This is a genomic window from Photorhabdus sp. RW14-46 (assembly GCF_963887965.1).
GTDB classification, from domain to species: domain Bacteria; phylum Pseudomonadota; class Gammaproteobacteria; order Enterobacterales; family Enterobacteriaceae; genus Photorhabdus; species Photorhabdus laumondii.
Genome location: NZ_CAWPHH010000038.1, coordinates 1 through 23,801 on the forward strand (window position 1 = coordinate 1; position 23,801 = coordinate 23,801).

At 39.0% G+C, this 23,801-nt stretch carries 25 protein-coding genes and 1 tRNA gene; 12 read left to right on the forward strand and 14 right to left on the reverse strand.

What is annotated here, in order from left to right; all coding sequences use genetic code 11:
• Positions 1-558 precede the first annotated feature (558 nt).
• Positions 559-1,944, forward strand: a complete 1,386-nt coding sequence (locus tag AACQ38_RS20525) for an SLC13 family permease (protein WP_113026620.1) — start codon at positions 559-561, stop codon at positions 1,942-1,944.
• 87 nt (positions 1,945-2,031) lie between these two features.
• On the opposite strand, the gene AACQ38_RS20530 is transcribed toward AACQ38_RS20525, so the two are convergent.
• Both AACQ38_RS20530 and tnpA read right to left on the reverse strand, forming a co-directional pair.
• Positions 2,032-2,712 (reverse strand): MFS transporter, encoded by a 681-nt coding sequence (locus AACQ38_RS20530; RefSeq protein WP_242685636.1) that lies wholly within the window; start codon positions 2,710-2,712, stop codon positions 2,032-2,034.
• Complete coding sequence (gene tnpA / locus AACQ38_RS20535; RefSeq protein WP_112872000.1) at positions 2,709-3,134, reverse strand: IS200/IS605 family transposase; 426 nt, start codon at positions 3,132-3,134, stop codon at positions 2,709-2,711. The genes AACQ38_RS20530 and tnpA overlap by 4 nt, the downstream gene beginning before the upstream one ends.
• 56 nt (positions 3,135-3,190) lie before the next feature.
• Between tnpA and AACQ38_RS20540 the strand changes: the two genes are divergently transcribed.
• Positions 3,191-4,438: an RNA-guided endonuclease InsQ/TnpB family protein gene (locus AACQ38_RS20540; RefSeq protein WP_165578970.1), complete on the forward strand. Its 1,248-nt coding sequence runs from the start codon at positions 3,191-3,193 to the stop codon at positions 4,436-4,438.
• Here the strand turns inward: AACQ38_RS20540 and AACQ38_RS20545 are convergent.
• On the reverse strand, positions 4,338-4,997 hold the full coding sequence (locus AACQ38_RS20545; RefSeq protein ID WP_242685637.1) for an MFS transporter: 660 nt from the start codon (positions 4,995-4,997) through the stop codon (positions 4,338-4,340). The two genes, AACQ38_RS20540 and AACQ38_RS20545, sit on opposite strands and share 101 nt — an antisense overlap.
• A 19-nt stretch (positions 4,998-5,016) precedes the next feature.
• Here AACQ38_RS20545 and AACQ38_RS20550 point away from each other — a divergent pair, with 19 nt between their 5' ends.
• From AACQ38_RS20550 to AACQ38_RS20560, 3 genes are all read left to right on the forward strand, one after another.
• Positions 5,017-5,151 (forward strand): hypothetical protein, encoded by a 135-nt coding sequence (locus AACQ38_RS20550; protein ID WP_278249269.1) that lies wholly within the window; start codon positions 5,017-5,019, stop codon positions 5,149-5,151.
• Between the two features lie 352 nt (positions 5,152-5,503).
• Positions 5,504-5,737 carry an AbrB/MazE/SpoVT family DNA-binding domain-containing protein gene (locus tag AACQ38_RS20555; RefSeq protein WP_165578971.1) on the forward strand — a complete coding sequence of 78 codons (234 nt, stop codon included), beginning with the start codon at positions 5,504-5,506 and terminating at the stop codon, positions 5,735-5,737.
• 38 nt (positions 5,738-5,775) lie between these two features.
• Positions 5,776-6,057, forward strand: a complete 282-nt coding sequence (locus AACQ38_RS20560) for a PIN domain-containing protein (RefSeq protein WP_207631943.1) — start codon at positions 5,776-5,778, stop codon at positions 6,055-6,057.
• Positions 6,058-6,179: 122 nt separating this feature from the next.
• Here the strand turns inward: AACQ38_RS20560 and AACQ38_RS20565 are convergent, their stop codons facing one another.
• Entirely contained in the window at positions 6,180-7,094 is a 915-nt protein-coding gene (locus AACQ38_RS20565) for a 2OG-Fe(II) oxygenase family protein (RefSeq protein ID WP_242685638.1), read from the reverse strand.
• A gap of 1,758 nt (positions 7,095-8,852) precedes the next feature.
• On the opposite strand from AACQ38_RS20565, the gene AACQ38_RS20570 reads away from it, so the two are divergent.
• From AACQ38_RS20570 to AACQ38_RS20580, 3 genes are all read left to right on the forward strand, one after another.
• Positions 8,853-9,896: a hypothetical protein gene (locus tag AACQ38_RS20570; RefSeq protein ID WP_165578973.1), complete on the forward strand. Its 1,044-nt coding sequence runs from the start codon at positions 8,853-8,855 to the stop codon at positions 9,894-9,896.
• 149 nt (positions 9,897-10,045) lie between these two features.
• Positions 10,046-10,255 (forward strand): hypothetical protein, encoded by a 210-nt coding sequence (locus AACQ38_RS20575; RefSeq protein WP_242685639.1) that lies wholly within the window; start codon positions 10,046-10,048, stop codon positions 10,253-10,255.
• Complete coding sequence (locus AACQ38_RS20580; protein ID WP_165578974.1) at positions 10,252-10,923, forward strand: dTMP kinase; 672 nt, start codon at positions 10,252-10,254, stop codon at positions 10,921-10,923. The genes AACQ38_RS20575 and AACQ38_RS20580 overlap by 4 nt, the downstream gene beginning before the upstream one ends.
• A 1,027-nt stretch (positions 10,924-11,950) precedes the next feature.
• Here the strand turns inward: AACQ38_RS20580 and AACQ38_RS24195 are convergent.
• From AACQ38_RS24195 to gloB, 5 genes are all read right to left on the reverse strand, one after another.
• Positions 11,951-12,370 (reverse strand): tRNA-dependent cyclodipeptide synthase, encoded by a 420-nt coding sequence (locus tag AACQ38_RS24195; protein WP_445260631.1) that lies wholly within the window; start codon positions 12,368-12,370, stop codon positions 11,951-11,953.
• Positions 12,315-12,680 (reverse strand): tRNA-dependent cyclodipeptide synthase, encoded by a 366-nt coding sequence (locus AACQ38_RS20585; protein WP_207631944.1) that lies wholly within the window; start codon positions 12,678-12,680, stop codon positions 12,315-12,317. Before AACQ38_RS20585 ends, AACQ38_RS24195 begins: the two co-directional genes overlap by 56 nt.
• A gap of 538 nt (positions 12,681-13,218) precedes the next feature.
• A complete protein-coding gene (locus AACQ38_RS20590) occupies positions 13,219-14,154 on the reverse strand; it encodes a 2OG-Fe(II) oxygenase family protein (RefSeq protein WP_165578975.1) in 936 nt (311 codons plus the stop codon).
• A gap of 671 nt (positions 14,155-14,825) precedes the next feature.
• Positions 14,826-16,187 (reverse strand): murein transglycosylase D, encoded by a 1,362-nt coding sequence (gene mltD / locus AACQ38_RS20595; RefSeq protein ID WP_011145304.1) that lies wholly within the window; start codon positions 16,185-16,187, stop codon positions 14,826-14,828.
• Positions 16,188-16,258: 71 nt separating this feature from the next.
• Positions 16,259-17,011 carry a hydroxyacylglutathione hydrolase gene (gene gloB / locus AACQ38_RS20600; RefSeq protein WP_011145305.1) on the reverse strand — a complete coding sequence of 251 codons (753 nt, stop codon included), beginning with the start codon at positions 17,009-17,011 and terminating at the stop codon, positions 16,259-16,261.
• A gap of 44 nt (positions 17,012-17,055) precedes the next feature.
• On the opposite strand from gloB, the gene AACQ38_RS20605 reads away from it, so the two are divergent.
• On the forward strand, positions 17,056-17,769 hold the full coding sequence (locus tag AACQ38_RS20605; protein ID WP_011145306.1) for a class I SAM-dependent methyltransferase: 714 nt from the start codon (positions 17,056-17,058) through the stop codon (positions 17,767-17,769).
• Here AACQ38_RS20605 and rnhA read toward each other — a convergent pair whose 3' ends face one another.
• The gene (rnhA, locus tag AACQ38_RS20610; protein WP_011145307.1) at positions 17,770-18,240 is read right to left on the reverse strand and encodes a ribonuclease HI; all 471 of its coding nucleotides are present in this window, start codon (positions 18,238-18,240) and stop codon (positions 17,770-17,772) included.
• 57 nt (positions 18,241-18,297) lie between these two features.
• Here rnhA and dnaQ point away from each other — a divergent pair, with 57 nt between their 5' ends.
• Together dnaQ and AACQ38_RS20620 are read left to right on the forward strand one after the other, a co-directional pair.
• A complete protein-coding gene (gene dnaQ / locus AACQ38_RS20615) occupies positions 18,298-19,044 on the forward strand; it encodes a DNA polymerase III subunit epsilon (RefSeq protein ID WP_011145308.1) in 747 nt (248 codons plus the stop codon).
• 129 nt (positions 19,045-19,173) lie between these two features.
• Positions 19,174-19,250, forward strand: a tRNA-Asp gene (locus AACQ38_RS20620).
• 37 nt (positions 19,251-19,287) lie between these two features.
• Here the strand turns inward: AACQ38_RS20620 and AACQ38_RS20625 are convergent.
• From AACQ38_RS20625 to AACQ38_RS20640, 4 genes are all read right to left on the reverse strand, one after another.
• On the reverse strand, positions 19,288-19,431 hold the full coding sequence (locus AACQ38_RS20625; protein WP_165578976.1) for a hypothetical protein: 144 nt from the start codon (positions 19,429-19,431) through the stop codon (positions 19,288-19,290).
• 59 nt (positions 19,432-19,490) lie between these two features.
• Entirely contained in the window at positions 19,491-19,757 is a 267-nt protein-coding gene (locus AACQ38_RS20630) for a helix-turn-helix domain-containing protein (RefSeq protein ID WP_011145309.1), read from the reverse strand.
• Between the two features lie 340 nt (positions 19,758-20,097).
• Complete coding sequence (locus AACQ38_RS20635; RefSeq protein WP_278249270.1) at positions 20,098-20,232, reverse strand: hypothetical protein; 135 nt, start codon at positions 20,230-20,232, stop codon at positions 20,098-20,100.
• A gap of 97 nt (positions 20,233-20,329) precedes the next feature.
• Positions 20,330-21,019, reverse strand: a complete 690-nt coding sequence (locus tag AACQ38_RS20640) for a PAS domain-containing protein (RefSeq protein WP_165578977.1) — start codon at positions 21,017-21,019, stop codon at positions 20,330-20,332.
• 709 nt (positions 21,020-21,728) lie between these two features.
• On the opposite strand from AACQ38_RS20640, the gene tkt reads away from it, so the two are divergent.
• Positions 21,729-23,723, forward strand: coding sequence for a transketolase (tkt, locus tag AACQ38_RS20645; protein WP_109791361.1), 1,995 nt, complete (start codon positions 21,729-21,731; stop codon positions 23,721-23,723).
• The last annotated feature ends 78 nt before the right edge of the window (positions 23,724-23,801 follow it).

Below are 23,801 nucleotides of genomic sequence, written 5' to 3' on the forward strand. Positions count from 1 at the left end.
TGGTAAACCGATTAAATAATCGCCCTCGAAAAACACGGGGTGGGAAAACCCCGAATGAATTATTTAAAGGAATACGAACATGTTTACTTCCAGATTAACGATGTTGCACTTATTATGTGAATCTACCGTGGCTTTTAATAACAGTTTAAAACCTACCATCATAAAGCTATCAGTGAAAAATGAAAAAAATGGCCTTGTTAATGTTTAAATACTCGTTAAGCCTATAACCTTTCTGGTAAGTTAATTCGCCAGATTTTTAACCATCGTTGATGCTAAAACACCCTCTCGTTTTTTTAACTGCTTTTGTGCCCAAAAAAGCTGCATAAAACGTAATGATTTCCTATAACTATAAAGGTGTAATAATGTGATGTAACAACGAGAATTTGTATAATATACCGTCTTTTATGATTTAATTGATTAGTTATTGCGCTTTAGATCTCAAAATTTAAAGAATGGCATTTGATTCCCAGAGAAGACTCCTTATATTCACACGCCTTGTATTTTTTTAACAATTGTAGCAATGGTGGATCAGATATCACCGGCGCTAATGGAGTCACCATGGATGTTTCTGAATCTTTAACCACAGCTATAAGGCCAAATTTTTCGAATAAAAAAGGCTTAATTATTCTGGCTGCTGATATTGCGCTACTACTTATTCTACTTAATACGTTACCGTTTGGTGAAAAAGCTAATGCAGGTTTAGCACTAATGATATTTGTTGGTGTGCTGTGGCTTACTGAAGCTATTCACGTCACGATTACTGCATTATGTATTCCAATTCTGGCAGTTGGTATGGGGTTAATGAATACGGGAGATGCGCTGAAATCTTTTGCTAATCCCATTATCTTCCTGTTTTTTGGTGGCTTTGCTCTGGCAACGGCCCTTCACATCCAAGGATTGGACAGACTGATAGCTAACCGTCTGTTGATGATTGCCCGTGGACGTTTATCTGTAGCGGTGATGTTGTTGTTTGGTGTGACGGCTGGCCTTTCCATGTGGATCAGTAACACAGCGACTGCCGCGATGATGCTGCCATTAGTATTGGGTATTTTGTCTAATCTGGATGCACGTTCTGAGCGCCATACGTTTGTATTTGTGCTGTTGGGTGTGGCTTATAGTGCAAGTATCGGTGGCTTAGGTACTTTGGTGGGGAGCCCACCAAACGCGATTGCAGCAGCGCAATTGGGTATCGATTTCTTCAATTGGATGAAGTTTGGGGTTCCGTTGGTGGTTATTCTGCTGCCAATGATGGTGGGTGTTATGTATCTGATGCTGCGCCCGAATTTGAATCATAAATTCGACATGAAGCTAGAAAAACTGGATTGGACTGGCAAACGTCTGATGACCATGCTGATCTTCTTATTAACCGTATTTTGCTGGATCTTTAGCACGGTTATCAGCTCTGCCTTAGGAGGTGTGAAAGATCTGGATACTATTATTGCTGTCAGTGCTGCTGTTCTGATTGGTATAACGGGGGTAGCGAGTTGGTCGCAGATTCAAAATAATACCGAGTGGGGGGTGTTGATACTGTTTGGTGGTGGTCTGACTTTAAGCGCTATTTTGAAAAACTCAGGTGCTAGTGAAATCATGGCGAATGGTATGGCCGCGACTTTTGGCGCAAGCCACTGGTTTGTGATTATTGTTGCGGTAGCTGCGTTTATTATCTTCCTGACTGAATTTACCAGTAATACAGCCAGTGCAGCATTGCTAGTACCGATATTCGCAACCGTTGCGGAAGCGTTGGGGATGCCGGTAGTGACGCTGACACTTATTATCGGTTTTGGGGCATCCTGTGCCTTTATGTTGCCGGTTGCCACACCACCTAATGCGATTGTTTTCAGCTCCGGTCATATTAAACAGACTGAAATGGTCAGAGTGGGTATGGTGCTGAATATTGCCTGTATCGCGATCATCTCTCTGTTTGCTTGGTTATTCTGGTTGTAACTGAAAATTTATTCATGTCCCTCTGGACAGAATAACTATTATCCCCATCAAATGTACGATGGGGAAATAAAGCCAGAGGGTGAAGATTCATCGAGAAGGATTTGCCGAGCGCGTCAGCCAGAAATCCAATATTGTCAATGTAAGGCCGATGACCAATCCGACGGATAGCACGGCCATTGCTGTGCTTGAACCTCCTGTGACTAACCCAATAGTGGCTAATGGCACTAAACACAAGATCCCCAGATTATTGAATGTTTCTGCAAAGGCCAGAACCATACCTTTGTGAGGGCCTGATCGTGTTGCCAAAACGACGGTACTTGTCGGCGCTCCAACGCCCAGTGCGGCACCCCAGAATATTAAACATCCTAGAGAACCGGGAAGCGTAAGCGGAACAAGCATAAAAACTGAGATCACACCAGTCAGTAGCAAACTGATCAAAACCAAAGTCACTTCTTCTCGACCGCAAAGCTTGCGAAGCAAACCAGCGGACAGATTGCCTAAGCCTAAGCCAGCACCAAAGGCTGCAACAGTCAAACCGATTTCTGTGGGGCCAAATCCGTACCGTTGACGTAGAACTTCTCCAGACAAAAGAAAAGCAGAGACACCGGCACCATTCCACGCCCCTTTTGCAATGAGTGGCCTGACAACCGACCATTGTCGAAACCAGATTAAGCGCGGGTTTGTTGGCTTTAGCGAAAAACGCCGTAAACCCTCGGCCAGTGCGGGCGGGGATATAAGGCGAAAATCCCGCAGGGCTTTAAAGCTCAATCTGGCGTTGACTGACTCTGAACGTAGGCTCTGAGCGTTTCAATCGTTGCCCCTCCGGTGCTACAGACAAAGTACGATCTTGACCACAAAAGTCCGGTTTTACTTTGCATCCGTAAATGCGTGTTCTGCTGGCGTAGCAGACGTGATGATACCGATTTCAAATTATTGACCATCACACTGACAGCAAGCTTTGGCGGGTAGGCAACCAGCAGGTGTACATGCTCTGGCTCCCCGTCCATCTCAATTATTTCGCATTCGAGCTTTCCGGCAGCAGAACAAAAAGCATCACGCAACTGCTCTATCATTCGTCCGTCAAACAATTTTCGGCGGTATTTTGTGGTAAAAATCAGGTGTACAACCAGTTTGCTGACACTATGCCGTTTACGGAGGAACCCCTCCAGCAAATCATCATGATTACTCAATTGATATATTCCGTTAACCTGTTAAAATAACAGAAGTATATCAATGAGCGCTGATTATGTTAAGAGCCACGAAAGTACGTATTTACCCGACACCGGAACAGGCGGAATTTCTCAATGCCCAGTTCGGTGCGGTGCGTTTTGCGTACAACAAAGCTCTTCACATTAAAAAACAGGCTTACCAGCGGCACGGGGTGAGTTTAAGCCCCCGTAACGACTTGAAACCTTTACTGGCCGTAGCAAAAAAATCCCGTAAATACGCATGGCTTAAAGAGTATGATTCCATCGCGTTACAGCAGGCGGTGATTAATCTCGAAGTGGCCTTTTCCAACTTTTTCAATCCGAAACTGAAAGCCCGTTTCCCGACGTTTAAAAGTAAGCACGGAAAGCAATCTAGCTATCATTGTGTTGGAATCAAAGTCATTGATGGTGCGCTCAAAATCCCGAAAATCTTGCCGATTGAAGCTCGTTTACATCGTGAAATTACGGGAACGCTGAAAAGTATCACATTGAGCCGCAGCGCAACCGGAAAATACTACGCATCGTTACTCTGTGATGACGGAATGGAAGCACCTACGAAACTGGCACTGATATCAAACGTTACAGGGCTGGATATGGGGCTGACGCATTTTGCCATCAAATCGGACGGCAATAAGATTGCCAATCCGCGCCACCTTATCAATGTCAGTCACAATCTGCGCCGGAAGCAGAAAGCCCTTTCGCGTAAGAGAAAGGGGAGCGCAAACAGACGTAAAGCCCGAATACAACTTGCGGCAGTTCACGAGCGGGTAGCCAACGCCCGCGCCGATTTCCAGCATAAATTATCTCGCGCAATTGTTGACGAAAACCAAGCGGTAATTGTCGAGACGCTGAAAGCGGCAAATATGATGAAAAATCACCATCTGGCTCGTGCGATAGGCGATGCTGGATGGTCTGGATTCGTCGCAAAACTGGAATACAAAGCAGCAGAGAAAGGAGTGCATCTGGTGAAGTTGGATCAATGGTTCGCCAGTTCGAAAACCTGTCACTGCTGCGGTCACAAAATGTCGGAGATGCCGTTAAATAAACGCATCTGGCAATGTCCTGAATGCGGAGTAGAGCATGACCGCGATATCAATGCGGCGATCAACATCGAACGCAAGGGAATACTGGAATTACAAGCGGCGGGACTCGTCGTTTCTGCCCATGGAGGCCAGTGTAAATCCGTCACACAGACGGTTGCGGCCTGGGAAGTGGGAAGCCTCGCCCGACAGGGCGGGGAGCAGTCACAGGTGCAGTTTTTGATGGAAAGCAGTAGAGCCCGATGATGAATGTAACGACACAGCCGAGTGCGCTAAATAAAAATGGTGCTTGCCAATTTATTAAATCTGTCAACATCCCGGCTAAAGCTGGACCGAATGCAATGCCAAAAGTCATACCGAGCATAACAACGCCCATCGCTCCCGTTTGGCGATTATAGGGAATGATATCGGCGATCAAGGCAAATACGGTGGGTATGATGACCGCTGATGCTATACCGCCAAAAATTCGCAGTATGATTGCGATATTAAGAGTGGGAGCAAGAGTGATAGCGAGGCCATCTGCGGCGAAAAACAGCAGAGAAATCAGAAGTAATCTGCTTCTGTTAATACGATCTGAAAAATACCCAAATATAGGTGCTGCCAGAGCGTAGGAAAATGCATAGCTGGATACCAGCCAGGATGCTCCGACCGCCGTTGTCCCGAAGGCGATTGCAAGAGGGTTAAGCATGGATGACAACATGAATTCGGTTGCGCCAACGAAGAATACAGTGACTGAAAGGATAAATAAAAACGTGTATTTTGTGCTTTGTTCCAGAGTGGATGAATATTGTGCTTTTTTGTTCATAAGATCGATTTAACTCCATATGTATACCCTATGGATTTCAAGATGCATCGCGACGGCAAGGGAACGAATCCCCGGGAGCATAGGTAACGATGTGACCGGGGTGAGTAAGTGCAGCCAACAAAGAGGCAACTTGAAAGATGACGGGTATAGATAGATGTTCGTATATTTTTTGCGGTAAAACGTGATGAGTCAGTGACGTAGAAAAGCTATTGTGAAATACATATAAGGGGGCAGGCCAGATTAGGCAGATGTGAAAGTATTAAATATTACAAAGGAAAAAGGGGAAGCGCATTAGTAATATCCGTAATAAAGAAAGCGAGCATAGAATTAATTTATCGGATTAGGTATGCCGGATATAAGAACGGAGTTTATCCCTTATGTACATTCTTTTAGCTACAGGAAACCTGATAAAAGTCTTCCCCACATTCGGGTTAGATGCTTTGGTTAAGCTTGTATTTTGCAAGAGTAGATATACAGTAAAAGTGTATATCCAAGGAGGTAATATCATGCAAGTAGCAAAATGGGGTAACAGCCTTTCCATACGTCTGCCAGCTAGCTTAGTTGAAATTCTGGAATTGCGTGAAGGTGATGATATTGAGATTGTAGTGGATGATCCGCGTACCTTCGCAGTATGCAAGAAGCCTGGATCTGAGGTGTTGTTGGAGCGTCTTCGAACATTCCGCGGTAAGTTGCCGACAGATTTCAAGTTCAGTAGAGATGAAGCGAATGGTAGGGGTTAAGTCTTGTGGTTTTATCGACAGCAATGTGCAGGTACTCAATGAAGTGGCGCACGTGTGTGCGTAAACTTAAGATGAGTTGGGAAGAGATAGCGGAGTTCCTCGATATTGTACGTAGTTTTTGCAAAATCGTGCCTCTTACGGTTGAAGTTCATGACCGAGCTAGGCTTATTGCAGAGCGTTATCGCTTGTCATTCTACGATTCTTGTATTGTGGCGGCTGCGGTCATCGCAGGTTGTCGGACGCTCTATAGTGAAGACATGAATCACGGGCAGATGTTGGAAGACAGCTTGGTTATTAAAAATCCATTCTCATATGTCTGACGATTTGGTGAGCCCGAGAGGGATCGGGGTTCACCTGCTGATTTAACCTGACAGACACCGATATAAAGGTATCTGTCAGCTCAAATCTGTGTTATGACCTTGATTTATTGTGCTAAGAATATCTACAAAGCGTTATTATCATCATACGACCGACTAATTTCCTGAACAGCAAATTCTTTAACGGATTGAACTTTGATCGGACCTTTGGGACCATATTTGTAGAGATCACCAGCCAGGCTATTGTCTAAAAACATTGCATAGGACATTCTATCGCGCTGTCCATTACGTTCTGTGCGAACAACGCCATGTATATTGGCCCGAACATTTTTCGTTAAATTTTCTGTCAGCACTTCTATCGAGCTACCAAAGTTAATTATCAGGTGACCAGGAACAGGATCAATAGCCAAAAGCTCATCATCTATATAAGCTAATAGTCCACGTTCAGTTGCTCTTAGGATTGTTATCCATCCTATATCCCGATGAAATTTAGATCCCCGGGTAGCTTTATCTGATCGGTAGTGATTAAACCCTAGCATCTGATGCCCTCGTCCTTCCGAAAGACCACCTGTGACTAATTCCCAGTCACTACGAGGAATGCCAACATGATTTAACACTGAGCGCAATATACATGTACCCATGTGTGCCATATGATGACCCAGTGTCGCGACCTCGGTTGGAATTAAGTTCCAGTGCGCTCGTTCGATATAGAGATTTTCCCATTGATCATGTTTTCTGTCGAAATAACCTTCGAAACCGTTGGAAAAAGTACATGATTTGAATCCCGTATAGGGACGCAGATCACCTTCTGTAACAGGTTCAAAGAAGTGGTATGCAAGTCGATCTCCGTATTCAAAATCTATATGGGGTGGAACTTCCAGGAGAAAAAAACCGTGTCGGATAGCTCGATCAAAGTCATCTTCATCAGTAAAAACAAGTTTGTCTCCTTCCAGGCGGGATCGAACCATGTTTGCCGATTTATAAGTTTCTGCGGCAGTTATTTCAGATGGCATTAATGGTAGTTTAATTGGAGCTCGCATTGTTGATGAGGTTTTCATGATTATGGCCCTTAAATAAAGTAGTAAAAAGACTTTCTATGCTCTCGACTTTTGGATTAAATTCATAAATTATTTCACCAGCTTTCTTTTTTGGAAATTTAGGAATAGCTTTACAGGTGTCAGAGCACCATTTTTGCCATATCGATAGAAATATTGATCCACTCTTGGTCTAATATAGATGCCAAAATTAAATCGACCTTCACTCAATATTAACAGTTTCTTAAAAAAAAGATGATATTATAATTATTTTTCATAGCTATATAAGTGACAATTTCGTCACATATGCATTTACATAATTAATGTCTGTTATCTATATAGTTAATATATGGCATAGAAAGAATTGAAATGCAAATGACTACAATGAAAAATACGATATGTTTTTTATGGAAAAAATGTTATCACAAAAATCTTTAAAATCATTATCTTATATTATGGTAATTTATTGATGAAATGTTTACGGAATTTTTATTTGTTCTGTTGTGATTATTTATTTTGATTAAGATAATAAATGATTTGTTTTATTTAAATTATTGTTTGGTAATATCTATTTTATATTTGTGTATATAAAATGAGCGTTATTTTTTGAATTTAAACTCTGTGGGAGATTAATCTGCTTGTCTATTTTGATAGGAAAATTTATATTATCATTATGTTTTTAGTGTTAATTAATTGAATGTTTTCAGTTTTATGTTTTTTTATCATAATCATCCTGTACAAAATAAATGACGGGTATTTTCATTCTGTTATAAATTGAATTGCTACTGAAATTATTCCCAATTTTATGATGATGAACCTTCATAATCGACCTGTAATGAGCAACTTAAAGAAGGGGGGATAAGATTATTAATAATATAATTTTGTTAAAAAATTCTTTGAAGCTTATTTCAAGGATTAGAATTTTTTCATGTTCATTAAGAATGGACGTATTGACTGATATCTTTGCCGAATCGACTATTAATGAAAAGTGTGTAGAAAAACCTGTTTACCTTATCCTGTTCTCCCGGTTTTATAGAGAGAAGTTTATTGGAAACAGGTTGTTAGAAAATAAATTTAACGTGTCAGGCGCTTTCAATAGAGAAGTGATCGATAAAACATCATTATTATCATCGTATACCCGCTCAAGTTCCTGAGTAGCAAATGCGGTTGTCCCGAAGGCGAGTGTAAGAGGGGTAATCATGGATAACAACATGAATTCGGTTGTGCCAACGAGAATACGGTGACTGAAAGGATAATAAAAACGTGTATTTTGTTCATCAAGAATTCTTTAATAAATGACAGAATTTTACATGATGATCACCGTATTGAATACATGACCGAAAAAATAATAACAATAAATTCAAATGATTATGTCAAATGAATCTATTGGAAAGCATACCAAGTTTGATACAGATTTTATCACAAAAAGCAACAAATAATTTACAGTCTTTTCAATAGGTTATATTTTTAGTTGTGATAGTGCCCACAAATATATTAACTATCACATGGCTGAATTAAAAAAACTGTTATTATTAGGATGCTGAATTAAATTTTAATCCAGTTTATTTGTCAAAAAAATCCTAGAGGAGAATAAAATGAATGTGATAACAGCACAAGCATTTAGGCCACTAACTAATGATGAAACATTGAATTATGATAATGGTTTAATGAATTCATCCCCTAATTAATAGAAAAAGGAATAAAGGTATACCATAACCTTTATTCCTTTATTTGTCCTTTCATTTATAAGATAAAAGGTAAAACATGGACATTATTAACGTAAAAAGGGAAATAACAGTAATAATAAATAAAAGATTTAATGATACTGATCTGTATACTTGCTACTTGTCAGGTTCAGTCATTGAAGGGTTTGCAACACCAAAATCTGATTATGATGTCTATGTTATATTGGAAGGAGATCTGGAAATAGAATGCGAAGAGATATTTATACCATCCGATATAGGAATGTTAGAAGTGACAATAATCTCTTTAAAAGAGATAAAAGAAATCATGAAGATAATCAACAATGGAGGTTCAAATTCCGATTGGTATAAATTACATTTGTCTCATAGGATATTAACAGGGGAATCGATTATAAAGTCAAATAATTTTAACAAATTGAAAGGAGACATAAATAAGACTAAATTATGTGAAATACTTAAGACCAAAGCAAAAAACTTTGGAGAAAAGTGTTTTTCCGATGGGATTGGAAATATTTTAAATAATGACCTAATATCAGCAGCATTCAACTTTGAACGAACAGTTAATTCAGCAATGGATTATATTATGGCTTCAAGTGGAAACACATCCACTTTAATAAAGTGGCGTTATCAAAATGCAATGAAGGTGTTTGGAAAAGACCATCCAATAACATCTATATACTTGATGATTTGTTCAAAATTTAATGTAATCAATGATATTTCAACAATTGATTACATAAACTCAGTTGCTAAAATGTGGCAATTAACTTTAGATTATTGTCAAGGAAAAGATATTTTTGGTTACAATGTATCTTTTGCAAAGAAAAGAATAGCTAATACATCCGACATTTCATTATCAGATGAAAATAATAAACCAATAATAAAAAATTTATGGTATAGAATCTTGTGCAAGGATGGGAAATTAATACTTTTCGCAAAAAAAGCATTATGTGAAATTAATTCAGATGCATATAAAGTTTGGTTAGTAATAGATAATGAAAAAACAGAGTTTGAAGTTGTTTCAGAGTTGGAGAAAATTGGAATAAATAATACAAATGCTAATTTTTATATATTGGAATTCGAAAGACTAGGGGCATTAAAAAAATAATACATATGGGGAATGCAATGGAAAGAATAAAGATTATACCCTATGGATTTCAAGATGCATCGCGGCGGCAAAGGAGCGAATCCCCGGGAGCATAGGTAACTATGTGACCGGGGTGAGTGAGTGCAGCCAACAAAGAGGCAACTTGAAAGATGACGGGTATAGTTCCAGCAGTAGCAGTCTTTTATCCTGATCATGGTTCTGAATATCAAAATCACCCTAGACCTATTTTTGAAGATATTTATAAAACATATGTTGAGATGCATAAATTATATCAAAAATATGGATTCAAACCATTTATTATCGGTAGTGGTAGAAATTCACTTGATACTGAAGCGTACTACGGGGAAAAAAAGAAATGATTAAACGCGGTTTATTTATAGCTTTTGAAGGAAATGATGGTGCAGGTAAATCAACAATTTCACGAGAAGTTTATGATATCTTATCTCTAGATTATAATAATATTGTTTTTTTAGATAAGAATTATCCTTTACTACCATCTGGGTATAGTATGTATCACATGGGAAAAATACGAGATCTCCTTTGGGATTATGACATTTCAGCTCCATTGGGTGAACTTGGTGACCGGCATTGGATTCTATTGATAGCATCATGGTTTGCTGTTTTAGATAGTTTAATTATTCAACCTTGTTTATTACAAGGTAAAGTTATTATATGTGATAGTTGGTATTATAAATATTTAGCAAGATTCTTACTTAAATCCACGGAATTAGCAAAATTAAGCAAATCGGTTCTATCTATAAACACAAAACCAGACATGGTGATATATCTTGATGTTCCTCCAAGCATTGCTGAAAAAAGGAAAAAAATATTAAAACCTAGTGAATCTGGAAAATTAGAGATAAATGAAAAATATGATTTTATAGAATACCAAAAACACGTTCTTAATCAATACCAGACGTTTTATGATGACACTTGGAAAATTATTGATATTGACACATTAACTAAAGATGCAGTAATTAAATCAATAGTGGATATTATTCAATTGGAAATACTAAAAAGAAGGTAATTATTGCAATCGCTATATTTACTGAGGCTATTTTAGTTGGAGTGAAATAATGGATAAAGAATTTCGTAAATTAATATTAGCCTCCTCAGGAAACTCTTTCACCTTGTATTTGGAGATGATAATATCATTCACGTTAATCACATATCACTAGAACGATATACGCATATTTATATACAATTTCATATGCTGCATCGTTACTATTTCTAACGCCCTATGTTTCATCATTTGTAGATGAAAATATAAAACCAAAAAAGTACATTATTATCATTTCACTACTTTGCGGTGTTATTACCACTTTTCAATACAATATTGATGACATTAATATATACCCGTCGTCTTTCAAATGGCCTCTTTGTTGGCTGCACTCGCTCACCCCGGTCACATAGTTTGCTATGCTCCCGGGGATTCACTCCCTTGCCGCCGCGATGCATCTTGAAATCCATAAGGTATATATATTCTTTATTCTTTTATTAAAAACATCCTGCGTTTATTTTTAGGACCTTCTAATTTTAAAATATTAAAAAACATATCAACCAATCAATTTGAAAAAAATTTAGTTATTGGCAGGTTTTATTTCAAATATACAAAATGTTGGCCCTGTTATTTTTAGGTTTTATTCTCATTTATTACTCAACAAAACAGATTCTTATTTTAATATCAATGATTTATTTTATTTCAGCAGTCTTATATGTTTTTGTTTCAGAACCGTTGATCAATGTTAATCGCAAAAAAACAAGATATCACTAATTAATTACTTTAATATAATGAAAGATAATAAAATATTGTTTTCATTTATTGTTATTTCCACTTTAACTTGTTTTGGCTATCTATCAGATAGCTTAATAGCTCTTAGCTTTATGGAGCAGGGATTGAATGGCAGCCATTATAGTTTTGCCATGTGTCTTTCAAGTGTTTTAATTGGTTTAGTATTTGTAAAATATAAGATTAACATATCTTTAAATATTATGTTATTTTCATTCTTTTTGTTTAAGGCTCCAAAGTTTTAAATCGGTTTAGTTAGTTATATCTACTTCTTTTTTAGATCAATGGAGACCACGGTGAGAGCCTCAAGTTCTGGAAGAAAACCAGGAAACTTTTTATCAATTATTTCGGCCAGGGAATTGAATGTTCCAGGATAGATCATGACAGAGTTTCCATTTTTTACCAGGCATGCAAATACAGAGCATTCTTCGAGAAAATATTCAGATGATTGTTGTAGTCTATATGATTTCTCGTTTTCGGTGAGAGTATTCCATTCATGTCGATGAAATTTTTTACCAAATTCTTCTACTAAGAAACGAAATTTTTGGCAAGATTCAAAATATGCAGTTATTATCTTCTTAAATAATATGTAATCAGATGTTTTTTGGATTTGTGCACAAGTGATATATTCAATTTTTGTGACATGGCTGTATGCATCTAATATATTGATTTTCTTGCATAAAATCTTGGCCTATTTGAATAGCTAGAGATAATGCATCCTCTTGAGAAAATCCTTTCGTTGTTTCTAGCGTAATTCTATGGATACTGTCACCAATTAATATTTTACATATGGAAAATCTTTGGGAAGCCCATTTTACTAAGGTATGAAACCGATTAGATTGGAAATTGCGGTTTTCTAAACTGACACCTAAAAAACATTCTGTTTCTGATTTAAAGGTATTTCTCCTACTTTGGGGAGAGACAAAAGCAATCTTTGCTCGATATTGATTGTTTCTTAGAAAAGAGTTTATGTTGTAATTATCTATTTCACTCATAAATAGCAACCTGGTTATATGTTTTTAATAATTGAAGATTTTATCATTATATATGACATAAAAAAATTTAAAATGCAAATGACCAGAATAGAAAATACAATATATTTTTTTACTAGAAATCTATTTGCAATAAAAGTCTTATAAATCATTTTATTGTGTTTTGAGTAAATATGATAATTTATAAATGAAATTTTCACAGAGTTGTTGTTAGCTTTGTTTTAATTACCAATATTGGTAAGATAATAAACGAACCACCTAATGTAATCTGTTGTTTAATAATGATTATTTCATAGGCATATAAATTCAGACTCAGATTTTTAATTTAAACGCTGTAGGAGATTAATATACTAATCTTTTCCAGTAGAAAGTTTATGTAATTGTTATATATACCCGTCATCTTTCAAGCTGCCTCTTTGTTGGCTGCACTCACTCACCCCGGTCACATCGTTACCTATGCTCCCGGGGATTCACTCCCTTGCCGTCGCGATGCATCTTGAAATCCATTGGGTATAACACCAATTTATCGTGCAGAAAATATCTACAAAGCGTCATTATCATCATCGTATGTTCGACTCGCTTCTTGGATAACAAACTCTTTAACAGATTGAACGTTGATGGGGCCGTTGGGACCATATTTGTAGACATTGCCAGCCAGATCGCTAACTAAAAACATGACATATGACATTCTATCGCGTTGCCTATTTCTTTCTGTGCGAGCAACGCCATGTATATTGGCTCGAACATTCGGGGTTAAATTTTCTGTCAGCACTTCGATCGAACTACCAAAGTTAATTATTAGGTATCCTGGAACAGGATCAATAGCTAAAAGCTCATCATTTATATAGGCAAGAAGGCCACGTTCAGTTGATCTTAGGACGGTCACCCATCCTGAATCCCGATGAAATTTAGAGCCTCGCATGGCTTTCTCTGATCGGAAGTGGTTAAACGATAACATCTGGTTTCTTAGCCCTTCTGAAATACCATTAGTAATGAGTTCCCAATCACGACGAGGAATACCAACATAAGTTAACACGGAGCGTAGTACACATATACCAATGTGTGCCATATGGCGACCTAGTGTTGCGACCTCTGATGGCATGAGGTGCCAATTTTCCCGTTCGAGGCGGAAATGTTCCCATTGATCATGTTCTCTGTCGAAATAACCTTCGTAACTATTGGAAAAAGTATATGATTTGAATCCCGTATAGGGGCGAAGGTCACCTTCTGTGGCGGGTTCAAAGAAGTGGTATGCAAATCGATCGCCGTGTTCAAAATCCATATATGATGGTGCTTTCAGGAGGAAAAAACCATCCCGGAGGGCTCGGTTAAAGCCGTCGTTGTCAGTAAAAATAAGATCATCTCCCTCTAGATAGGAGCGTGCCATGTCTGCTGATTTATATGTTTTTGAGGCTTCGCTTTCTGATGGCATTGGTGGTAGCTTGATTGGCGTTCGCATTGTTGATGATGTTGTCATAATGATAGTCCTTAGTTGTGGTAACAGAACTTTTGTTTATTTTTTTGTATCTCGGGAATGTATATTGCCGATATTACATTTGGTGCTTATTCTTATATTGTTTTCTTATAGTGTATTAATCTTTTTTTTCGTTTTATTAGAATTTGGATAATTATATCAACAAGTTTATTGATTAAAATCCTAAGTAACTATTCGGCAAAGTAATTAATATTGGTCACTAACTATCCTAGCTGACTTTTTGAATATTACAAGAATTTGATGGCTTATATATGAAAAATAATGAAAATATAAATAGCGATAATAGAGTCATGTTTTTTTAATCGATTGTTAATATGAAAGTTTTATAAATTACTTGATGATGTTTTATTGCTTTTATTATTTGTTATTAAATGTGATAGTTTACCAATGATATTTTTATAACTCTCATTAAGTCCTGTAATTAATATTTTATCGTGATTATATTGTATATTATTTAAATGCTATTGCTTAAATAGCATGTTTAACATCATGGCGATATTGATAATTAATCCGATTTAATGGTTTAATATTATATTTATCAATTGATTATGTGATTTTCATCGATTCGTTTTATTTTACTTAATAGGGGAAATGGCCCTAAGAGAGGGCCATTTATTATATTTATTTAACAACAAATAGTTGCAGGAAAAGTTTTATGCTTCATCATAATATTCATTGATATAAAGCGTTAGTTCAATTCCTGGCTTGATATCTGTTGTTTTTATACCATCGTTCCAGTTCATTAAATCCTTAATATTGATGCCATGACGTTTAGCTATACTGGCAATTGAATCACCTTGGCGTACACGGTAAATAATAGCATTGTCATTATTTACCCTTAATAATTGTCCGATTTTTAACAATCTGGCGGTTTTCAGATTATTCAAGCGCTGTAATTCACGGGTGGAAATATTAAACCGCTTGGCAATAGCGGATAATGTATCACCTGAACGAACTTTATATTGGCTTTGTTTACTCAGTCGGTGGTTGTTTTTAGCAACTTCTTGGCGAATATTGCTCAAAACTGTTTTATTTGCCAGCGAGTTTTTAAACTGATTAACTTTTGCCTTTGGCAGCATGATGTAATGCGGGCCGTTAGGTGATGTCACTCCTCGCTTATACCCAGGGTTGTAGGCTTTAATCGATGTCAGGGACATGCCAGCCAGTTCTGCGGCTTGAGACAGCGTGATTTGTTGACCAACATCAATTTGAGCAAGTGCCCGCTGGTTATTGGATTTTGGCAGCGTAATGCCATATTTATCGCTATTACGGATGACATCACTGAGCGCCAGAACTTTAGGCACATAGAGCGCAGTCTCCCGTGGTAGTGATAATGACCAGAAATCCGTTGGCTTACCTTTTATCTGGTTTTCTTTTATTGCGCGCATAACACGGCCTTCGCCGCTGTTATAAGCAGCAATAGCCAATAACCAGTCACCATTGAACATTTTATTCAGGCGTTGTAACAGATTCAGGGCGGCAGTGGTTGATGCGGCAACATCCCGACGTGCGTCGTACCATTTATCTTGAGTAAGACCGTAATTGCGACCCGTATCCGGGATAATCTGCCACAGACCAGCGGCCTTAGCATGTGAGGTAGCATGCGGGTTAAAAGCACTCTCCACTATGGGTACCAGTACCAGTTCCATCGGCATATCGCGTTGCTTTATCTGCCTGACTATCCAGTACATATACGGTTCAGCCCGTAAAGTTACATCGTGGAGATAGCTCTTGTTTTTCAGGTAATAATTTCGTTGTTCACGTACCCTGTAGTTATCAGGGATTTTCATCTTCAACTCATCACGGATATATCCCCACAGCTCATGCTGAGCGCCAGAATCACCCTCTCCCCAGTAAGCAGCAAGCTGATTGGTATTATCAGTTGCTATCTTGCCGGTCTTTAGACTCGTTGAAGACGAATTCTGTGCCCGTTGTCCGGCTGTCGTCGACCAATCAGGCCCTGATTGACAGCCAACCAGCAAGACAGATGCGAACAGAATCGCTTTTGTCTTCATAATTAATTTTTATGGTTGCTTAAAAGACGACCAATAATACTTATCTTGGTTTGATATAGCAACTCTCTCAATCAAAATTGATCTTTTTGTCTTCTTAGTTGGTGGAAAACGGCGGAAAGCGGTTGAGAGTTGGGTGTAATGCCAATATTTCTTTGTAAATCAATATCATCACATTTTAAGAAAATATTGATTTTTTTCTCAGTTTGTAATGTGGTTGGTATTGTTGGTTGATTATTTTCCCTCATTCTGATTACTTTTTGCTGGTATTCGCTGATAGTCTGATTAGGTAAAACAGCATGAGCAAACTTCATATTAGAAATAGTATATTCATGGGCACAACAGATGAGAGTGTCATCAGGCAGCTCAGCTATTTTTCCGATAGATGTATACATTTGTTCAGCGGTGCCTTCAAAGAGACGTCCACAGCCACCAGAGAACAAGGTATCCCCACAAAAGAGATAAGGCGCTTGATAAAAAGCAATGTGCCCTAGAGTGTGGCCTGGAACATCGATGATCTGGAAAGAAAAATGACCAAAATTGATGCTATCACCGCCACATACTATGATGGTGGCACCTTTGCTCTGGGTTTCTGCTGGGCCGTATACTAGTAGTTCAGGGAATCGATCAATAATTCCAGGGACGCCACCAACATGATCGTGATGATGATGGGTAAGTAAAATTGCATCGGGTATCCAGCCGCGAGATTCCAAGGTATCAAGAACAGGTTGTGATTCTGCCGGATCAACGATGACAACATGTCTATTTTCGTCACAAAGTAACCAAATGTAATTATCCGAAAGGGCAGGAATGCTGATAAGCTCCATTGTATACCTCTTATTTTAATAGCGGGTTATAAGGAAAAGAAGCCATGAAATCTGCACATACAATACAGAATATAAATCCCCCGGCTTCTTGGGCTGATTTACCTTGGGGGGAGTATTACCGTGCCGCTTTGGAGCGCCAATTACAACCCTGGTGGCCAAAAATATTTGGTTTCCATCTGCTGAAAGTCGGTAATTTGAGTGCTGAAATTGACAGTAATGGCTGTCCGATTTTTAATCAGATTAATGTCGGTAGGGAAGGCAAGAATATGCAGGTGATTAGCGATCCTTACCATCTGCCGTTTGAAGAAAAGTCCGTTGATGCTTGCTTACTGAGTCATATGTTGGCTTACAGCGCTGATCCCCATCGTCTTTTACGGGAAGTTGACCGGGTGATGATTGATGATGGCTGGCTCATTATCAGTGGTTTTAATTCATTGAGTCTGCTTGGTTTGGGGAAATTAGTACCGGGATTATGGCGTCATCAACCCTATTGCAGCCGGATGTTTTCCATGATGCGCCAACTTGATTGGTTGAGCTTGCTTAATTATGAAGTGGTGTATCGTGACAGCTTTCAAGTATTGCCCTGGCGAAATGAAACAGGTTTTTCTAATCGGCACTTGTCTGTATTAGGCTGTGTCAGTCTGATTATTGCTCGCAAGCGCACACTGCCATTAACACTAAACCAGAGAAAAGTGACGCGATTAAAACCTAAATTGGGCAATGCCGTTGGCGTAACAAAATGTTACCGGAAGCGGTAATTAATCTCTATTTTCGAGATATCCCGTGTCGGTTTCTGTTGGTGAGTTTGCTGCGGCGCGGGCCAGTTCATCACAACGCTCATTTTCATCATGTCCGGCGTGGCCTTTGACCCATTGCCAATCAATGTTATGGCGGCTAATGGCTTGATCAAGACGCTGCCATAAATCGACATTGCTGACAGGAGATTTATCTGCTTTACGCCAGCCACGTTTTTTCCAGTTATGGATCCATTGTGTAATGCCTTGACGCACATACTGGCTGTCGGTGGTTAAGACAATTTTGCAAGGGCGAGTCAGTGTTTCCAGACCAATAATTGCTGCCATCAGCTCCATTCTGTTGTTGGTTGTATGATAAAAACCTTCGCTAAGGGTTTTTTCGTGTTGTTGATAACGTAATAACACACCGTAGCCCCCAGGCCCCGGATTGCCGAGACAAGATCCGTCGGTGAAAATTTCTACCTGCTTGCCCATATCTGGTAGACTCTTCTTATTCAATTCAAAACCCTAAGTTTGACATAAAAAGATATTATGAGCACGGCAATTACACGACAAGTTGTTCTTGATACCGAAACTACCGGTATGAATAAATTAGGTGTTCACTATGAAGGGCACAAAATTATTGAAATTGGGGCCGTGGAGGTTATTAACCGTCGTTTAACCGGTCGCCATTTTCATGTCTATATTCAGCCGGATAGATTGGTCGACCCTGAAGCATTTGAAGTGCATGGGATCAGCGATGAATTTTTGCAAGATAAGCCGCTGTTTGCTGACATTGCAGATGAGTTTATTGAATTTATTCGCGGCGCTGAATTGATTATCCATAACGCTCCCTTCGATATCGGCTTTATCGATTATGAGTTTGGCAAACTGAATCGTGATATTCCGCCAACTGCGGATTTCTGCAAGATTACTGATAGCTTACAACTTGCAAGAGGGCTATTTCCGGGGAAAAGGAATAACCTTGATGCGTTATGTGATCGTTATGATATAGACAATTCTAAACGAACCTTACATGGGGCGTTACTCGATGCTGAGATATTGTCTGATGTCTATTTGATAATGACCGGCGGGCAGACTTCTCTTGCCTTTTCAATGGAAGGAGAGATTGCTAGCGGTGCGAATGTTTCTGAAATACAGCGTATTACCCGGCCTCAAATGGCATTAAAAGTTATTTATGCAACGGATGAAGAGCTCGCTGCACATGAATCCAGGTTGGATTTAGTGGAGAAGAAAGGCGGGAGCTGTTTATGGCGTATGAATCTTGGACAAAGCTAATATAAAATTGCCGATAAATCACCTTTTTGGGTGAAAAGTTGATCAGGTGCGCCACTTTGTTATAAAAAATATTGACGGAGTGATCTTGGATTCGTAATATTCACCTCGTTCTCAACCAGAACGCTGTGCGGTGCGGTAGTTCAGTCGGTTAGAATACCGGCCTGTCACGCCGGGGGTCGCGGGTTCGAGTCCCGTCCGCACCGCCAAAGATTCCGAAGCCCTGGGTAGTTGCCCGGGGCTTTTTCATTTGTACTTATACCCGTCATCTTTCAAGTTGTCTCTTTGTTGGCTGCACTCACTCACCCCGGTCACATCGTTATCTATGCTCCCGGGGATTCGCTCCCTTGCCGTCGTGATGCATCTTGAAATCCATAGGGTATATATCATTCAATAATCTCTCGATAATAGACAATGATGAAATTGCATTGAAGTAAGGCATAGAGACGCTACCAGCTTTCTATAGTGCTTGTTTCTGCAATTCTTATTAGGAATTTATTTTCTTTGCCAGGCTTATAGCGTGATGGCCAAATATCCGATGGATGTAAACCCAATTCAGTAGCAATTAATGCTTCTCCCTTTGGCCACGGGCGATGTAATGCATTACTCAATGTCGAGGATGCTAATCCGGCTTTGCGGGAAACGGCTGAAAGATTTGTTCCTTGTTTTCTTAGTGCTGCAATAATATCTGCCGGATGCCAGTCTTGAATATCCATAAATAATCCCCAAATTTTAATTGTGAGAAAAACATTGATAATAGATAAATTATCAATGTCTTGCTGTTTGGTAGTGATTAGGTGCAGATTATCAATGAATATTAATTGAATTGGCTATCGGAGAGAATACTGAATAATGGCATCGATTGTTTTATGGAAAAATATAACCTATATATTGAAGGTGTTTTTTTTGAATGTAAAGAGTATTATTATTTTATTTGAAAAATATTTTTAATTTAATAACTTAAATAAATAATAATTTCTCATGAATACTTTTACGCCGTTTTTTATATAATTTATTAACGGTTTTATATTCACATAATAAATGCAGTGAAATTTCTTATTTTTTTAAACCACGACCCAGAAATTCTATTCCATATATCATTGAGTTGAGTCGTGGTAGAATCAAGTTCCTTATATACCCGTCATCTTTCAAGTTGCCTCTTTGTTGGCTGCACTCGCTCACCTCGGTCACATAGTTTGCTATGCTCCCGGGGATTCACTCCCTTGCCGTCGCGATGCATCTTGAAATCCATAGGGTATATATCCTATAGATTTGAGTTAATAGAAATTTACAACTCTTGGCTACCAATAGTGACGAATCTTTCTGGAATATATAGATCAAACTTATTTGCTTTGCAGAAATCTTTTAATTTTATATGCAGTGGTAGATTAAATTTTTGATAAATTGACTGAATATGATTAACGGCATCTTCTGTGCTTATCATTAATTCTTCGCTGATACTCTCTTCATCCGGTGAGCGAAGGGCTAGAAAAAGAACTTCCCATTCAGTTTGGGTGAGTATGTCGTTAGGCGGTGTAAATTCCAAAGCCGCTGGCGGTGATTTTTCATGATAGTAAGCAGTCGAAAAGTTTTGCGCTTTGGACATGTGAAACGTGATACCGATGCAGTTCCCATTTTCATCGCAAAGTGGGTATTTACTACAGCGATAGGTTTGCTTGACTTTATTTCCTCCAAAAAGGTGCGTCTCAAGTGAAGTGACTGTTTTCATAGTTTGCATCACTTTTTGATCCTGACGACAATATTCTTCTGTATATTCTGCAATAGGTGAAGGTAATTCGTCCGTTGAAAGTCCTGAAATATCGAAATCTTCAGGCAAATTGAGCAGTTGGTAAAAAGCAGGATTTGCGTATATAAATTTTGATTGGCGATCTTTAGCGCCCCACGGCTCATTACTTTTTTCCCACATGTAAATTAATTGCGGGGTGATATTATTTGGTCTTTTTCTGATGTTTGACATGAAAGTACCCTGACTGTTAATTAAGTAATTGTCTGTATATACCCGTTATCTTTCAAGTTGCCTCTTTGTTGGCTGCACTCGTTCACCCCGGTCACATAGTTATCTATGCTCCCGGGGATTCTCTCCCTTGCCGTCGTGATGTATCTTGAAATCCATTGGGTATATGTCTATTTTATGTGTTCTATTTAAAATAACCTGATTATATAATGGATTGCAATAATTAATTCGCCAAAAAAATAATATTTTTTTATTTTATCTATATCTGTTAATTAAATTACTTATTATTTTAGGTAAAAATATCATCATATTATAAAATATAACCATAAGTATTATTTTATTTTAAATTGTTTATTTGTTTGTTGATATTAAGAGAGTATTGTCCTATTGATTGGGAACAATATAAACAATCAATTTAGTTGCTGAAAATTGCCATAAATTAAGAATGTGTTGCCTCTTAATTGGTTATTTTATCTCTTGATTTGCAACTAATAGCTGTGTTTAATTAATTTCCCCCCTTTGTATGCACAGTGAGTTTGTTTATTACGTTGATGATGCTGAAATTCATTGTAGAACAGTAAGGCAAATCAAAGAATTGCCGTTCAGATGAAATTAAGATAGTTTCCTGATATTTGGCTTTAAAGATTGCGGTTTGCACGCTGTGCTGAGAAAATTATTCCCCTAAACGTTTTTATCCCACTTGGAGTAGAAAATGACCACTCGTAAAACCCTTGCTAATGCTATTCGCTTCCTGAGCATGGATGCTGTGCAGAAAGCAAAATCAGGGCACCCTGGTGCACCTATGGGAATGGCGGATATCGCTGAAGTTTTATGGCGTGATTATTTGAATCATAACCCAACTGATCCACATTGGGTCGATCGTGATCGTTTTGTATTGTCTAACGGTCATGGTTCTATGCTGATTTATAGTCTGTTGCATCTCACCGGTTATGATGTTTCAGTCGATGATCTGAAAAATTTCCGTCAGTTACACTCTAAAACCCCAGGCCATCCTGAGTATGGCTATACTCCAGGCGTAGAAACTACGACAGGTCCTTTAGGGCAGGGGATTGCCAACGCAGTCGGTTTTGCGATTGCTGAACGCACTCTGGCCGCGCAATTTAACCGTCCTGGTCATGAGATCGTTGACCATAATACTTATGTCTTTATGGGTGATGGCTGCATGATGGAGGGCATTTCTCATGAAGTTTGCTCTCTGGCGGGAACGTTAAAGTTAGGCAAGTTGGTTGCTTTCTATGATGACAATGGCATTTCCATTGATGGTCATGTTGAAGGCTGGTTTACGGATGATACGGCAAGCCGTTTTGAGGCGTATGGTTGGCATGTGATTCGCGGTGTTGATGGTCATAATGCAGCTTCAGTTAAAGCTGCTATCGAAGAAGCACGTAAAGTGACGGATAAACCTTCTCTGTTAATGTGCAAAACGATTATCGGTTTTGGTGCGCCAACCAAAGCGGGTACCCATGATTCTCATGGCGCGCCATTGGGTGATGCGGAAATTGCTGCGACTCGTGAAGCACTCGGTTGGAATTATCCGGCATTTGAAATTCCAGCGGAAATCTATTCTGAGTGGGATGCCAAAGAAGCTGGCAATGTGAAACAAGCCGCTTGGAATGAAAAATTCGCTGCCTATGAAAAGGCGTATCCTGAATTAGCGGCTGAATTTAAACGTCGTACCAGTGGTGAGTTACCGGCAAACTGGGAAGTTGAATCAAAAGCATTTATCGAACAGTTGCAAAAAAATCCAGCCAATATTGCCAGTCGTAAAGCATCTCAGAATGCCTTGGAAGCTTTTGGTAAGGTGTTGCCTGAATTTATGGGGGGATCTGCTGATTTGGCACCAAGTAACCTCACGATGTGGTCAGGTTCTAATCCGTTGAACGAAGATCAGGCAGGTAATTATATCCATTATGGTGTTCGTGAATTTGGCATGTCAGCCATTATGAATGGTATCGCTCTGCATGGTGGTTTTGTGCCTTATGGTGCAACCTTCCTGATGTTCGTTGAATATGCCCGTAACGCCGTGCGTATGGCGGCATTGATGAAAATTCGCAGCATCTTTGTTTATACCCATGACTCAATTGGTTTGGGTGAAGATGGTCCGACTCACCAGCCAGTAGAACAGCTCGCCAGTTTGCGTGTGACGCCAAATTTGAGCACATGGCGTCCATGTGACCAGGTTGAATCTGCGGTGGCGTGGAAATACGCTATCGATCGTAAAGCAGGTCCATCAGCACTTATTTTCTCTCGTCAGAATCTGGCACAGCAAGAACGTACTGCTGAGCAGTTGGCTAATATCGAGAAAGGGGCTTACATCCTGAAAGATTGTCAGGGGCAACCAGAACTGATTTTGATCGCAACGGGTTCAGAAATTGAATTGGCGGTGAGTGCTTACCACCAATTGACTGAGGAAGGTCGTCAGGTGCGCGTAGTCTCAATGCCGTCTACAGATGCTTTTGATAAGCAAGATGCTGCATACCGAGAAGCGGTTCTGCCTGCTGCGGTTTCTGCACGTGTTGCAGTCGAAGCGGGTATCGCCGATTACTGGTTTAAATATGTCGGTATGAATGGCGCTATCGTTGGTATGGATACATTTGGTGAGTCAGCACCTGCTGATCAGTTGTTTAAAACGTTTGGTTTCACTGTAGAGAATGTGGTCGCTAAGGCTAAAGCTTTGCTGAAATAATCAGTAAATTCATGAATGAGCGCACCTGAGGTAAACATTGAGCGGGTGCGCTCTTTTTCTGCACGATATCGTTATTGA

Excerpts from the sequence above, each read along its gene's own strand:
- AACQ38_RS20525 (WP_113026620.1), top strand. The coding sequence starts at position 559 with ATGGATGTTTCTGAATCTTTAACCACAGCTATAAGGCCAAATTTTTCG.
- AACQ38_RS20540 (WP_165578970.1), top strand. The coding sequence starts at position 3,191 with ATGTTAAGAGCCACGAAAGTACGTATTTACCCGACACCGGAACAGGCG.
- AACQ38_RS20545 (WP_242685637.1), bottom strand. The coding sequence starts at position 4,997 with ATGAACAAAAAAGCACAATATTCATCCACTCTGGAACAAAGCACAAAA.
- AACQ38_RS20550 (WP_278249269.1), top strand. The coding sequence starts at position 5,017 with ATGTATACCCTATGGATTTCAAGATGCATCGCGACGGCAAGGGAACGA.
- AACQ38_RS20555 (WP_165578971.1), top strand. The coding sequence starts at position 5,504 with ATGCAAGTAGCAAAATGGGGTAACAGCCTTTCCATACGTCTGCCAGCT.
- AACQ38_RS20560 (WP_207631943.1), top strand. The coding sequence starts at position 5,776 with ATGAAGTGGCGCACGTGTGTGCGTAAACTTAAGATGAGTTGGGAAGAG.
- AACQ38_RS20565 (WP_242685638.1), bottom strand. The coding sequence starts at position 7,094 with ATGCGAGCTCCAATTAAACTACCATTAATGCCATCTGAAATAACTGCC.
- AACQ38_RS20570 (WP_165578973.1), top strand. The coding sequence starts at position 8,853 with ATGGACATTATTAACGTAAAAAGGGAAATAACAGTAATAATAAATAAA.
- AACQ38_RS20575 (WP_242685639.1), top strand. The coding sequence starts at position 10,046 with ATGACGGGTATAGTTCCAGCAGTAGCAGTCTTTTATCCTGATCATGGT.
- AACQ38_RS20580 (WP_165578974.1), top strand. The coding sequence starts at position 10,252 with ATGATTAAACGCGGTTTATTTATAGCTTTTGAAGGAAATGATGGTGCA.
- AACQ38_RS20585 (WP_207631944.1), bottom strand. The coding sequence starts at position 12,680 with ATGAGTGAAATAGATAATTACAACATAAACTCTTTTCTAAGAAACAAT.
- AACQ38_RS20590 (WP_165578975.1), bottom strand. The coding sequence starts at position 14,154 with ATGACAACATCATCAACAATGCGAACGCCAATCAAGCTACCACCAATG.
- mltD (WP_011145304.1), bottom strand. The coding sequence starts at position 16,187 with ATGAAGACAAAAGCGATTCTGTTCGCATCTGTCTTGCTGGTTGGCTGT.
- gloB (WP_011145305.1), bottom strand. The coding sequence starts at position 17,011 with ATGGAGCTTATCAGCATTCCTGCCCTTTCGGATAATTACATTTGGTTA.
- AACQ38_RS20605 (WP_011145306.1), top strand. The coding sequence starts at position 17,056 with ATGAAATCTGCACATACAATACAGAATATAAATCCCCCGGCTTCTTGG.
- rnhA (WP_011145307.1), bottom strand. The coding sequence starts at position 18,240 with ATGGGCAAGCAGGTAGAAATTTTCACCGACGGATCTTGTCTCGGCAAT.
- dnaQ (WP_011145308.1), top strand. The coding sequence starts at position 18,298 with ATGAGCACGGCAATTACACGACAAGTTGTTCTTGATACCGAAACTACC.
- AACQ38_RS20625 (WP_165578976.1), bottom strand. The coding sequence starts at position 19,431 with ATGATATATACCCTATGGATTTCAAGATGCATCACGACGGCAAGGGAG.
- AACQ38_RS20630 (WP_011145309.1), bottom strand. The coding sequence starts at position 19,757 with ATGGATATTCAAGACTGGCATCCGGCAGATATTATTGCAGCACTAAGA.
- AACQ38_RS20640 (WP_165578977.1), bottom strand. The coding sequence starts at position 21,019 with ATGTCAAACATCAGAAAAAGACCAAATAATATCACCCCGCAATTAATT.
- tkt (WP_109791361.1), top strand. The coding sequence starts at position 21,729 with ATGACCACTCGTAAAACCCTTGCTAATGCTATTCGCTTCCTGAGCATG.